Genomic DNA, 12,222 nt, shown 5'->3' with positions numbered 1-12,222 from the left:
GCGCGACACCGAGCGATACGCTGGAGAACGACGGCCAAAGGAGGTCTCATGACTGACCAGAGCACCACACCGGGAAGCGCCACAAGCGCAGCACCGGGTGCGGAGAACAGCGCTGACAAGAACGGCGCTGACGATGTAGTGATCGTCTCGGCGGCACGGACGCCGCAGGGACGACTGAAGGGATCGCTGGCGACACTGAGCGCCGTCGAGCTGGGCGCCGTGGCGGCACGGCGCGCCCTGGAGGGCGCCGGCGCACTGGCCGCCGACGTCGACAAGGTCGTCTTCGGCCAGGTGATCCAGGCGGGCGCCGGGCAGAACCCGGCCCGGCAGACGGCGGTCGCCGCCGGCGTCTCCTGGGAGGTGCAGGCGGTCACGGTCAACAAGGTCTGCCTCTCCGGGCTGACGGCGATCATCGATGGCGCACGGCTGTTGCGGACCGGCGAGGCTGCCGTCGTGCTCGTGGGCGGGCAGGAGTCGATGACGAACGCACCGCACCTGTTGCCGGGGTCCCGGTTCGGGTTCGGCTACGGCTCGGCGGAGCTGCTGGACGCGACCGCGCACGACGCCCTGACCGACGCGTTCGACGGCGTCTCCATGGGCATCTCGACGGAGGACCACAACTCCGGCTCCGTGTTCGTGTCCCGCGAGGAGCAGGACGAGATCGCCGCGGCCTCGCACCAGCGGGCCGCGGTTGCCGCGAAGGACGGTGTGTTCGAGGCGGAGCTCGCGCCGGTGTCGGTGCCGCAGCGCCGTGGCGAGCCGGTCGAGGTGCGCACCGACGAGGGCGTCCGGCCCGACACGACGCCCGAGTCGCTGGCGAAGCTGCGCCCCGCGTTCGCGGGCGAGGGGACACTCACGGCGGGTAACTCGTCGCAGATCTCCGACGGCGCCTCTGCGCTCGTGCTCACGACCCGTGGTCGTGCGGAGTCGGCCGGGGTGCCCGTGCTCGCGACGGTCCGCGCGCACGGCCAGGTGGCCGGTCCGGACAACTCGCTGCACTCCCAGCCGGCCCGGGCGATCGCCCAGGCCCTGGAGCGCCAGGGGTGGACGGCCGACGACCTCGACGTCGTCGAGATCAACGAGGCGTTCGCCGTGGTGGTCGGCGTGTCCGCGAAGGCACTGGGCGTCCCGCTGGACCGCGTCAACGTGCATGGCGGCGGGATCGCGCTGGGGCACCCCGTCGGGGCGTCCGGTGCCCGCATAGCCGTGCACGCGGCGCACGAGCTGGCGCGGCGCGGGGGCGGCAGGGCCGCCGTCGGCCTGTGTGGTGGCGGAGGCCAGGGCGAGGCGCTCCTCCTGGAGTACTGACACCTTCCCGAGGCAGTCGTGCAGCGAGGTAGCCACCCAGCGTCGACCGGGTGACTACCTCGCTGTCTGCCTACCGGGGCGCAGGGTCAGGACTCGCGGTCCTTGGCGTCGCCGATGTACTCGTGGACCTCGTCGGCCCGGCCGTCGAGGTTCATGTCGGACGAGCGGGCGCGGCGGGCGTCCCAGCGCAGCGAGATCGCGCCGAGGATCGCGGCGAGCACAGAGGCGCCGAGGATCGCGATCTTCGCCCCGTCGGTGTGCTCCGAGTCGCCGAAGGACAGCTCGCTGATCAGCAGCGACACGGTGAACCCGATCCCGGCCAGGAACCCGACGGGCAGCAGGTCGCGTACGCCGATGCCGTCGGGCAGGCGCAGGGGGGTGATCCGGGTGATGAGCGCCGTGGCTCCGAGCACGCCGATGAGCTTGCCGAGGATGAGGCCGGCGGTGATCGCCGCGACGACCGGCTGGCCGATGACGGCACCCGGCCCGTCGCCGTCGATCAGCGAGACGCCCGCGGCGAAGAACGCGAACACGGGCAGCGCGATACCGGACGACAGCGGCTTGATCCGGTGCTCGTACTGGGTGGTGCGAGACTTCGCCTCGCCGTGCAGGGCGAGCGCGGGCACGGCGAAGCCGAGCAGCACGCCGGCGATGGTCGCGTGCACGCCGGACGCGTGCATCAGGGCCCAGGCCACTGCGGCGAGCGGCAGCAGGACGAACCACCGGGGCTTGCGCGACCGGACGTGCCACGCGAACAGCCCGATGAAGACGAGCGTGCCGAGCAGGGAGAGCCAGTGGATCTCGCTGGTGTAGAAGATCGCGATGACGACGATGGCGAGCAGGTCGTCCACCACGGCGAGCGTCAGCAGGAACGTCCGGATCGCTATCGGCAGACCGCGGCCGAAGATCGCGAGGACTCCCACCGCGAACGCGATGTCGGTGGCGCTGGGGATGGCCCAGCCGTGCAGGGCGCTGGGGTCGCCGAGCGCCAGGACGACGCCGACGTAGACCAGCGCGGGCACGGCCATGCCGCCGACCGCCGCGATCATCGGGACGCCGGCCTCTTTGGGGTTGCGCAGGCTGCCTGCGACGAACTCCTGCTTGAGCTCGACGCCCACGACGAAGAAGAAGATCGCGAGCAGCCCGTCGGCTGCCCAGGTGCCGAGCGACAGGTCGAGGTGCACCGGGATCGGTCCGAGCGTGGCCGGGCCGATCACCGTCGCGGTCAGCGCCTGATAGGTCTCCCGCCAGGGGGAGTTGGCCCACAAGAGGGCAAGGAACGCAGCCCCGATCAGGAGCGCACCGCCAGTGGTCTCTCGGGCGGCCCAGCTTCGCAGGCGCTGGATTCGGGTGGGTGCGGCGGCGTTAGGGTTCAACGCGTGTCCTCTCGGCTTTGCGGGTCGTCAGAGAAGGACCGGTCGACCCGGTCCACGCCGACCAGACTTCCCGGCACACCTTCGTTTTACCCTACCTGCCATGTAGTCGTGCCACGGTCTTGTCTCACGGCCCCTAGGGCATGCTTCGGGTGAGACCTGGGTCACGATCTACCCGCGGAGCTACCTCGAGTCCAGTGCCGCGCACGCCGTGCGCAGCTTGGTGATCGTGTTCCAGTTCCTGGCAGTGGTCGGCGCACCGGCGGCCTTGTCGACCACCTTCGGCGTGAGCTTCGACCGGGCGATCCCGTCCACGTAGTGCACGTACAGCACGCCCGCGCCGGTCGCAAGCATCTCCCGCCCGGGGTGGCCCAGATCGAGCCGGGCGATGCCGGCCTCGTCCAGCTCGCCGAACGGCACGTGCACCTGGAGCTGCGACGGATGGTCCCGTGCGGCGGCGGGAAAAGGGTTGGCCAGGGCGATCCGGTCCAGCTGCGCGCCGCTCAGCCCGACGGCGGATACGTCCTGGCCCAGCCGCTCGCTGAGCCGGTCCTGCACGAGGCGCGCGGCGTCGGCGGGTCCGGCTGCGCCGGAGGTTCCTGGCGTGGCCACGAGGTTGCCGCTGTTGAGCAGGGTGCGGGCGGACCCGAGCCCGGCGGTCTCGGCGGCGCCGAGCAGGTCGGCGGACGTGACACGCAGGCTCGGCCCGACGTTGACGGCGCGGAGCAGGACAGCGAAGGAAGCCATGCGCCCCATCCTGCCGCTACGGCGCGCCTCCCTGCGATTTTTGCCATTTCTTGGGGTGCGGGTCAAGCCATTGCCAGCGTGTGAACACTTCGTGACAACTTGCGACCCGCCGGGGCGTGGGTCTGGTCATGGGATGGCAGGGCGCGTAGTTTCCACTTTGAGGGACGGCACCCAGTCGCCCCTTCGGGAGGCCAACCTATGGAGTGCTCGCTCCGTGGAGAAGGGCCGGTCCCGGCTCTGCGCCACGCCGCGGCGCACCGAGTCGGTCACCCGGCCCATCCACCAGCCCCGGTTCGTCCGGGTCGGTTCCGCCGACGGGCGGTACCAGCCAGGTAGCGACGTGACTGTCACGGCGCTTCGGCGCCGGAGGGAGAACCGCAGTGAGCCATTCCGCACACACCACCCGTCCGACCGACCAGAGTGCCGACGCCGCTCCCGGCGCGGCCGGTGACGAACGCAGGACCTTCGTCATCGACACGTCTGTGCTGTTGAGTGATCCGAAGGCGATGTTGCGGTTCGCGGAGCACGACGTCGTACTCCCAATCGTCGTGATCACGGAGCTGGAGGCCAAGCGTCACCACCCCGAGCTCGGGTACTTCGCCCGGAGCGCCCTGCGGATGCTGGACGGGCTGCGGGTGCAGCACGGCCGCCTCGACTCACCGGTCCCCGTGGGGGACGCTGACGGAACTCTGCGGGTGGAGCTCAACCACGTGGACCCGACCGTCCTGCCCGCCGGCTTCCGGCTGGGCGACAACGACACCCGGATCCTCGCCGTGGCCGCCAACCTGGCGGCCGAGGGCAACAGCGTCACGGTGGTCTCCAAGGACCTCCCGATGCGGGTGAAGGCGTCCGCCGTCGGCCTGCCGGCGGAGGAGTACCGGGCCGAGCTCGCGGTGGACTCCGGCTGGACCGGGATGCGTGAGATCGACCTGTCCGACGAGCAGATGGGATCCCTCTGGGAGAACGACGCGGTCGAGATCGCGAGCCTTGACCCGGCGACCGTCGAGGCGGCGTCGCCGCTGCTGGTGCACACCGGGATGGTGGTGCACTCGCCGGGCGGATCGGCGCTCGGCCGGGTGACGGCGGACAAGCGGGTGCAGCTGGTCCGCGGCGACCAGGAGGTGTTCGGGGTCCATGGCCGCTCGGCCGAGCAGCGCGTGGCGATCGACCTCCTGCTCGACCAGGAGATCGGGATCATCTCGCTCGGCGGCCGCGCCGGTACCGGCAAGTCGGCGCTCGCCCTGTGCGCGGGCCTGGAGTCCGTGCTGGAGCGCCAGCAGCACCGCAAGGTGGTCGTGTTCCGGCCGCTGTACGCGGTGGGCGGGCAGGAGCTGGGCTACCTGCCCGGTTCCGAGTCCGAGAAGATGAACCCGTGGTCGCAGGCCGTCTACGACACGCTCGGCGCGCTCGTCTCGCCCGCCGTGGTGGACGAGGTCATCGAGCGGGACATGCTCGAGGTGCTGCCGCTCACGCACATCCGCGGGCGGTCCCTGCACGACTCGTTCGTCATCGTGGACGAGGCGCAGTCGCTGGAACGGAACGTCCTGCTGACGGTGCTGTCCCGGATCGGCCAGAGCTCGCGCGTGGTGCTCACGCACGACGTCGCGCAGCGTGACAACCTGCGGGTCGGGCGGCACGACGGCGTCGCCGCCGTCATCGAGGCGCTCAAGGGGCACCCGCTCTTCGCGCACATCACCCTGACCCGGTCGGAACGCTCGCCGGTGGCAGCCCTGGTGACCGACATGCTGGAGCGCCTGGAGGTCTGACTCTCACTGCCGACAGTCAGAAGCTCAGGTCACCGCCGGTGACCTGAGCTTCTGACCTGTTCGTGAACTCCTGGCACGGGAGAGGCGTGCCGCCGGACGGAAACCCCCCAGCCCCGCAGCCCGGCGGCTCGCCTCTCGTGCGTGCACCGCCGACAGTAGCAGTATGAGGTAAGGCTAACCAAAGTTACCCCGGAGACTGCGTATCGCCTTCTCAGTGGCTGTCGTAATTGGGGTTTGTCTCGCTTGTCGGATATAGCATCGGAGCATGCTGATTGCCGAAGACTTCCTGCTGCTCGCCGTCGACGACGAGACGGGCAAGACCGCCACCGTCGACAACCTGGGTGTTCGCCTCGCCGGCGCGCTCCTGGCCGACCTCGCCGCCGCGAACAAGACCCTCATGCGGGGCGCGCCGGAGGCCGGCGCGACCAAGGAGGAGCGCGAGAAGGCCGGGGACACCACCATCCTCGTCACCGACAACACCCCCACTGGCCACCTGGCCCTCGACGCCGCCCTGGAGGCAGTGCTCGCCACCCCCGAGGCGCCGGCCCGGAAGGTCGTCGAGGCCATCTCCGACAAGGCGGAGGACAACCTGCTGGCGGCCCTCGCCGAGCGTGGGATCCTCGAGAAGGAGGAGTCCAAGCTCTTCCGGATGCTCCCCATCACCCGCTGGCCCGCCGCTGACTCGAGCCACGAGGTCGCGCTGCGCGCCAACCTCACGAAGGTCCTGCTCGAGGGCGCGGAGCCCGACGAGCGCACCGCCACCCTGATCTCCCTGCTGCACGGGTCCGGCCTGGTGTCCGGCCTGGTCGGCAAGGAGCAGCGCAAGGTCGCCGAGGAGCGGGCCGAGGAGATCGCGGGCAGCGAGTGGGGTGTGGCCACCGTCGCGACCCAGGTCGCGATCGCCGCGACGGTCGCCACCGTCGCCACCGTCGGTGTCGCTGCGGCGGCGTTCATCCTCCTGTCGAGCGACGCCGACAAGACGGCCGACCCGGCCACCGAGGCAGTCGAGGCTCCCGTCTCCTGACCTGATCCGCTCGGCACCTGCCGGCCGGAGGCCACGAGGGCCGCACCCAGGGGGTGCGGCCCTCGTGTCTGTCCGCTTCTGTGGCGCTCAGGTCTGCGGCGTGGCTCAGGCCTGCGGCGGGCGGGTCATCGACAGCACGTCGAGAGCGGTGTCGAGCTGCTCCTCCGTGAGCTCGCCACGCTCGACGAAGCCGAGGTCGAGCACGGCCTGACGCACCGTGATGCCCTCCTTGACGGCGGTCTTGGCGACCTTGGCGGCGGCCTCGTAGCCGATCACGCGGTTCAGCGGTGTCACGATCGACGGGGACGACTCCGCGAGCGCGCGGGCGCGCTCGACGTTCGCGGTGATGCCCGTGACGGTCTTGTCCGCCAGCACGCGCGACGAGTTCGCCAGCAGGCGGATCGACTCGAGCACGCCCTGCGCGATCACCGGGATCTGCACGTTCAGCTCGAAGGATCCCGTCGCGCCGGCCCACGCCACCGTGGCGTCGTTGCCGATGACCCGGGCGCACACCATGAGCACGGCCTCGGGGATGACCGGGTTGACCTTGCCCGGCATGATCGAGGAGCCCGGCTGCAGGTCGGGCAGGGCGATCTCGCCGAGGCCAGTGTTGGGGCCGGAGCCCATCCAGCGCAGGTCGTTGCAGATCTTCGTCACGGAGACCGCGATGGTGCGCAGCGCACCGGACAGCTCCACCAGACCGTCCCGGGCGGACTGCGCCTCGAAGTGGTCGCGGGCCTCGGTCAGCGGCAGCCCGGTGTCCTCGGCGAGCAGAGCGATGACGCGCTGCGGGAACCCTGCAGGGGTGTTGATCCCGGTGCCGACGGCGGTGCCGCCCAGCGGGACCTCCGCCGCGCGCGGCAGTGCCGCCTGCAGGCGCTCCACGCCGTAGCGGACAGCGGCGGCGTACCCGCCGAACTCCTGGCCGAGCGTGACCGGGGTGGCGTCCATGAGGTGTGTGCGGCCGGACTTCACCACCGTCGCGTACTCGTCGGACTTCGCCTGGAGGGCGTCGGCCAGGTGGGTCAGCGCGGGAATCAGGTCGTTCACGACGCCGGACGTCGCGGCGACGTGCACAGAGGTGGGGAACACGTCGTTCGACGACTGCGACGCGTTGACGTGGTCGTTCGGGTGCACGTCCCGGCCGAGCGACGCGGTGGCGAGCGTCGCGAGGACCTCGTTGGTGTTCATGTTCGACGACGTGCCCGAGCCGGTCTGGAACACGTCGATCGGGAAGTGGCTGTCGTGCTTGCCGGAGGCGACCTCGTCAGCGGCGGCCACGATGGCGGAGGCGATGTCCTTGTCGAGCACGCCCAGCTCCGCGTTCGCGGTGGCGGCGGCCTTCTTCACTCGGGCCAGCGCCTCGATGTGCGCGCGCTCGAGCGGGGTGCCGGAGATGGGGAAGTTCTCGACGGCCCGCTGCGTCTGTGCGCGGTACAAGGCGTTCGCAGGCACCCGGACCTCACCCATGGTGTCGTGCTCGATGCGGTATTCGGTCGTGTCGCCGGACTCGGGAGAGCTCGACGGGACGACGGTGTCAGCAGTCATGGTTCTATCGTGCCGCAGCCTCGCCCCGCCGACGCACCCGAGCGCGTGACTCCCGTCACGCGGGAGGCGGCAGCTCGCCGACCTCCCCGATCACGTTCACCATGCGCGCGCTGCCGACGGCGAGGTCGTACTCGAGGCCGACCACGGCGCACCGGCCCTCCTCGACCGCTCGGGTCAAGCCCGCCGAGTAGCTGTGCAGCATCCCGACGGTGTGCTTCACGTGCTCGCGGCGCAGCACGTCCTGGTCGGCCAGCGCGGCCATCGCCGTGGCCGGGTCGCCCGAGGTGATGTTGACGATCGACGGGATCACCCGGTCCACCACCGCGCGCACGAACCCGCCCGGCTGCTCGCCCGTCGCGAGGGTGTGCGCAGCGGCCGCCACGGCACCGCACGAGTCGTGACCCAGCACGACCACGAGGGACGCACCGAGCAGGTCAACCCCGTACTCGATCGAGCCGATCACGGTGGTGTCCACGACGTGCCCGGCGGTGCGGACCACGAACACGTCGCCAAGACCCTGGTCGAAGATGATCTCGGCGGCGACACGGGAGTCCGAGCAGCCGAAGATCACGGTGTGCGGGTGCTGCGCGCCGCGCAGCTCGCGGCGCCGGTCCGCGTTCTGGGACGGGTGCGCGGGCGCGCCCGCGACGAACCGGTCGTTGCCGGAGCGCAGCCGTTCCCAGGCCTCCTGCGGCGTGAGCTGGGTGGGAACCCGATCCGGGCTCATGACGCGACCTCCGCTCGGCTGGGGGGATTGGCCCCGGCGCGGGACACGGTGATGGCCGCGACGGTGCAGCAGCGGTCCAGGACCTGCTGCACGGTCGCGGGGTCGACGGCGTTCAGTGCGTCCCGCCGGTCAGCACCCAGGAGGTCGTGCTCCCACAGCCCGTCGATCAGGGCGCCCATGAACGAGTCGCCGGCCCCCACGGTGTCGACCACCTCGACCTGCGGAGCCACTGCCTCGACCGTACCGACGTCGGACACGCCCACCGCGCCCTTGCCACCGAACGTGACCACCACCAGCGCGGGGGTGCCGCGCTGCCAGTCGCGCGCGACCGCCACCGGGTCGGACCCCGGGTACAGCCAGGCCAGGTCCTCGTCGCTGACCTTGACCACGTCGGAGAGGTCCACCAGTGCTTCGACGCGCGGGCGCACGTCCTCGGCGGCCCCCATGATCGCGGGCCGTGCGTTCGGGTCGTACGTGGTGGTCGACGTCGTCCGCGCGGCCTCGAGGACCTGCCGCACCTGGCCGGCACCCGGTTCGAGCAGCGCAGCGATGGAGCCGGTGTGCACGGCGAGCGCCTCGCTGCCGCCGACCTGCGCGCTCGCCTCGGCGCTGGTGTCCCCGCCCGGCAGCGCCTGGGCCGGCACCTGCCAGGTCAGGTCGAAGTCGTACGTGGCCGAGCCGCCGGCGTCCAGCGTGGCCACCGCGACGCTGGTGCGCGCGGCGCCGTCGCTGCCCTGTACGAGCTCGACACCCGACTCGGCGAGCCAGCCGCGCACCAGGTCGCCCCGCGCGTCGGCGCCGAGCCAGGTCGCCAGCCGGACCTCCCGGCCGAGGCGGCCCAGGGTGAGTGCCACGTTGGCGATGCTGCCACCGGGATGCTCGGCGGTGGAGCCGTCCGGGCGGCGTACCTCGTCCACCAGCGCCTCGCCCACGGCGAGGACGTACGCGCTCACTCGGCGCCCTCCGCCGACTCGGCGGACCGGCTCTGGGCGGCGGCGAGGCGCTCGCGGGCGCCGTCGAGCCACTCCTGGCAGCGGGTGGCCAGGGCCTCGCCGCGCTCCCAGAGCGCGAGCGACGCCTCCAGCGGCTCCCCGCCCGTCTCTAGGCGGCTGACTACCTGCACGAGCTCGTCGCGCGCCTGCTCATAGCTGAGAGTCGCAACGTCAGGGGCGTCCTTCGCCGGGTCCGTGCCGGCATCAGTCACAGCGTCTGTACTCACAGGAACAGTCAACAGCACGCCACCGACATCTGCGGACTCCGTCCACAGGCACGACCTCGGCGCCTTCGCGGGCGGCCTCGTCGCCGGCTCCGCGAAAGAGTTTGGTCCAGACCGGTCCGACGTCGGACCATGGTGACCCATGGGCCATCTCGAGGTAGCGCACGCCGAATATCACCTGCCGGACGGCCGGACGCTCCTGGGGGACGTCTCGTTCCGCGTGGGCGAGGGCAGCGCGACGGCGATCGTCGGCCCGAACGGGGCGGGCAAGACCACCCTGCTGCGCATCATCACCGGTGAGCTGACCCCGCACGGCGGCTCCGTCGCCGTGAGCGGCGGGCTCGGTGTGATGCGCCAGTTCGTCGGCTCGGTGCGCGACGAGACCACGGTGCGCGACCTGCTCGTGTCCGTCTCGGCGCCTCGGCTGCGCGAGGTGGCGCGTGCCGTCGACGAGGCAGAGCACGCGATGCTGACCGTCGACGACGAGGCCGCCCAGATGGCCTACGCGCAGGCGCTGTCGGACTGGGCGGAGGTACGCGGGTACGAGGCCGAGACGCTGTGGGACGTCTGCACCATGGCGGCGCTCGGCATCCCCTACGACCGGGCACAGTTCCGCGAGGTGCGGACGATGTCGGGCGGCGAGCAGAAGCGGCTCGTGCTGGAGGCGCTGCTGCGGGGCACGGACGAGGTGCTGCTGCTCGACGAGCCGGACAACTACCTGGACGTGCCGGGCAAGCGCTGGCTGGAGGACCAGCTGAGGACCACCAAGAAGACCATCCTGTTCGTGTCGCACGACCGGGAGCTGCTCTCGCGTGCCGCGGACCGGATCGTGTCGCTGGAGCCCGGCCCTGCCGGCGCGGACGCGTGGGTGCACGGCGGCGGGTTCGCCACGTTCCACGAGGCGCGGCGTGAGCGGTTCGCGCGGTTCGAGGAGCTGCGCCGGCGCTGGGACGAGAAGCACGCGCAGCTCAAGAAGCTGGTCCTGACGCTGCGGAACCAGGCGGCGAGCAGCCCCGACATGGCGTCGCGGTACCGGGCTGCGCAGACCCGGCTGAGGAAGTACGAGGAGGCGGGGCCCCCGCCGGAGCCGCCGCGCGAGCAGGACATCACGATGAAGCTGCGCGGGGGCCGCACGGGCCTGCGCGCCGTGACCTGTGCGGGGCTGGAGCTCACCGGGCTGATGCAGCCGTTCGACCTGGAGGTCTTCTACGGCGAGCGGGTAGCGGTGCTCGGCTCGAACGGGTCGGGCAAGTCCCACTTCCTGCGCCTGCTTGCCGGCGGGGACGTCGCGCACACGGGCTCGTGGAAGCTCGGGGCGCGGGTGGTCGCCGGACACTTCGCGCAGACGCACGCGCACCCTGAGCTGTTCGGGCGCGCGCTGCTCGACATCCTGTGGGAGGACCACGCGCAGAACAAGGGCATGGCGATGTCGCGACTGCGGCGCTACGAGCTCACCGAGGCGGCGGACCGGCCGTTCGACCGGCTGTCCGGCGGCCAGCAGGCCCGGTTCCAGATCCTGCTGCTCGAGCTGGCCGGCTCGACGGCGCTGCTGCTCGACGAGCCCACCGACAACCTCGACCTCGAGTCGGCCGAGGCGCTGCAGGAGGGCCTGGAGTCGTTCGACGGGACCGTGCTGGCCGTGACGCACGACCGCTGGTTCGCGCGGTCGTTCGACCGGTACCTCGTCTTCGGCTCCGACGGCGTCGTGCGGGAGACCGCCGAGCCCGTGTGGGACGAGCGGCGGGTGGAGCGCGAGCGGTAGGCGTGCCCGGCGCGGCTCAGGCGCCGCGCACCGACGGTGCGACGCCGTGGACCGCGAGCTGCTCCAGCAGGACGTCGTGCCCCTCCTGGAGCCGCCAGTGCACTGCGGCCATGCCCGTCGACCGGGCGCCCTCGACATTGGGGGAGTGGTCGTCGATGAAAAGGACCTCGGCAGGAGGGGCCCCGATCCGGGTAGCTGCCTTGAGGAAGAACGCGGGGTCCGGCTTGGCCACGCCCAGGTCGCAGGAGTAGAGGCTGACGTCGAACAGGTCGTCGTACGGCAGCGTGGCTCTCATGTGGTCGGCCCGGCGCCGGATCTGGTTGGTCCCCAGGTGCACCCCGTAGCCGGCCTCGCGCAGCCGCCGAACCAGGTCGAGCGACGCAGGGGCGGGCTCGATGTTCTGCCACACCGCCGCGTACAGGTCGGCGGCCGGCACATCGACGTCGTACTCCCGAAGGACCCCGGCGAGGACCGGCAGGAAGTCGTCGTTGCCCGCGAGGAGCTGGTGCTCCCGCTCGGACGCGAGGGTCAGGATCTCGCGGGTGCGCTCGCCGAGGAGCTGCTCGGCGGCCTGGTAGAAGCCGCCGGGGAACCCCTGGAGCACACCGTCGGCGTCGAAAAGGAGGTGTCGGATCGTCGTCACGAACGAACCGTATCCGGCCCGGCGACGTGATCCACCCGTCGGTCACAGATTCGTGGTGCTCCCGGTCGAACTCCTGACGGGCCGTTCGGCTCGTCGGGAGAACGACCA

The 12,222-nt window shown here is 71.5% G+C and carries 11 protein-coding genes; 4 read left to right on the top strand and 7 right to left on the bottom strand.

The annotated features are described in order from the left end of the window. The first annotated feature begins 48 nt into the window (after positions 1–48). Positions 49–1,308 carry an acetyl-CoA C-acetyltransferase gene (locus tag ACFS27_RS25375; protein ID WP_377189323.1) on the top strand — a complete coding sequence of 420 codons (1,260 nt, stop codon included), beginning with the start codon at positions 49–51 and terminating at the stop codon, positions 1,306–1,308. A gap of 86 nt (positions 1,309–1,394) precedes the next feature. Here the strand turns inward: ACFS27_RS25375 and nhaA are convergent, their stop codons facing one another. Together nhaA and ACFS27_RS25365 are read right to left on the bottom strand one after the other, a co-directional pair. Then, on the bottom strand, positions 1,395–2,684 hold the full coding sequence (gene nhaA, locus ACFS27_RS25370) for a Na+/H+ antiporter NhaA (RefSeq protein WP_377189320.1): 1,290 nt from the start codon (positions 2,682–2,684) through the stop codon (positions 1,395–1,397). Between the two features lie 180 nt (positions 2,685–2,864). Continuing rightward, a complete protein-coding gene (locus tag ACFS27_RS25365; RefSeq protein ID WP_377189317.1) occupies positions 2,865–3,428 on the bottom strand; it encodes a DUF1697 domain-containing protein in 564 nt (187 codons plus the stop codon). 506 nt (positions 3,429–3,934) lie between these two features. Here ACFS27_RS25365 and ACFS27_RS25360 point away from each other — a divergent pair. Next, positions 3,935–5,194: a PhoH family protein gene (locus ACFS27_RS25360; protein ID WP_377191180.1), complete on the top strand. Its 1,260-nt coding sequence runs from the start codon at positions 3,935–3,937 to the stop codon at positions 5,192–5,194. Between the two features lie 265 nt (positions 5,195–5,459). Beyond that, the gene (locus tag ACFS27_RS25355; RefSeq protein ID WP_377189314.1) at positions 5,460–6,218 is read left to right on the top strand and encodes a GOLPH3/VPS74 family protein; all 759 of its coding nucleotides are present in this window, start codon (positions 5,460–5,462) and stop codon (positions 6,216–6,218) included. A gap of 105 nt (positions 6,219–6,323) precedes the next feature. Here the strand turns inward: ACFS27_RS25355 and ACFS27_RS25350 are convergent, their stop codons facing one another. Genes ACFS27_RS25350 through ACFS27_RS25335 form a run of 4 tightly spaced genes read right to left on the bottom strand, consistent with a single transcriptional unit; the run spans position 6,324 to position 9,712 of the window. Then, on the bottom strand, positions 6,324–7,766 hold the full coding sequence (locus tag ACFS27_RS25350; RefSeq protein ID WP_377189311.1) for a class II fumarate hydratase: 1,443 nt from the start codon (positions 7,764–7,766) through the stop codon (positions 6,324–6,326). A 55-nt stretch (positions 7,767–7,821) separates the two neighbouring features. Beyond that, complete coding sequence (locus tag ACFS27_RS25345; RefSeq protein ID WP_377189308.1) at positions 7,822–8,493, bottom strand: carbonic anhydrase; 672 nt, start codon at positions 8,491–8,493, stop codon at positions 7,822–7,824. Then, complete coding sequence (locus tag ACFS27_RS25340) at positions 8,490–9,446, bottom strand: carbohydrate kinase family protein (protein WP_377189305.1); 957 nt, start codon at positions 9,444–9,446, stop codon at positions 8,490–8,492. Before ACFS27_RS25340 ends, ACFS27_RS25345 begins: the two co-directional genes overlap by 4 nt. Beyond that, the gene (locus ACFS27_RS25335; RefSeq protein ID WP_377189302.1) at positions 9,443–9,712 is read right to left on the bottom strand and encodes an exodeoxyribonuclease VII small subunit; all 270 of its coding nucleotides are present in this window, start codon (positions 9,710–9,712) and stop codon (positions 9,443–9,445) included. The genes ACFS27_RS25340 and ACFS27_RS25335 overlap by 4 nt, the downstream gene beginning before the upstream one ends. 139 nt (positions 9,713–9,851) lie before the next feature. Between ACFS27_RS25335 and ACFS27_RS25330 the strand changes: the two genes are divergently transcribed. Then, positions 9,852–11,471 carry an ABC-F family ATP-binding cassette domain-containing protein gene (locus ACFS27_RS25330; RefSeq protein WP_377189299.1) on the top strand — a complete coding sequence of 540 codons (1,620 nt, stop codon included), beginning with the start codon at positions 9,852–9,854 and terminating at the stop codon, positions 11,469–11,471. 16 nt (positions 11,472–11,487) lie between these two features. Here the strand turns inward: ACFS27_RS25330 and ACFS27_RS25325 are convergent, their stop codons facing one another. After that, positions 11,488–12,114, bottom strand: coding sequence for an HAD family hydrolase (locus ACFS27_RS25325; RefSeq protein ID WP_377189296.1), 627 nt, complete (start codon positions 12,112–12,114; stop codon positions 11,488–11,490). Between the last annotated feature and the right edge of the window lie 108 nt (positions 12,115–12,222).

It is taken from the genome of Promicromonospora vindobonensis, assembly GCF_042685865.1.
Taxonomy (GTDB): domain Bacteria; phylum Actinomycetota; class Actinomycetes; order Actinomycetales; family Cellulomonadaceae; genus Promicromonospora; species Promicromonospora vindobonensis.
Note: the sequence above shows the minus strand (reverse complement) of the source record. Positions and strands in the feature narration are given on the sequence as shown.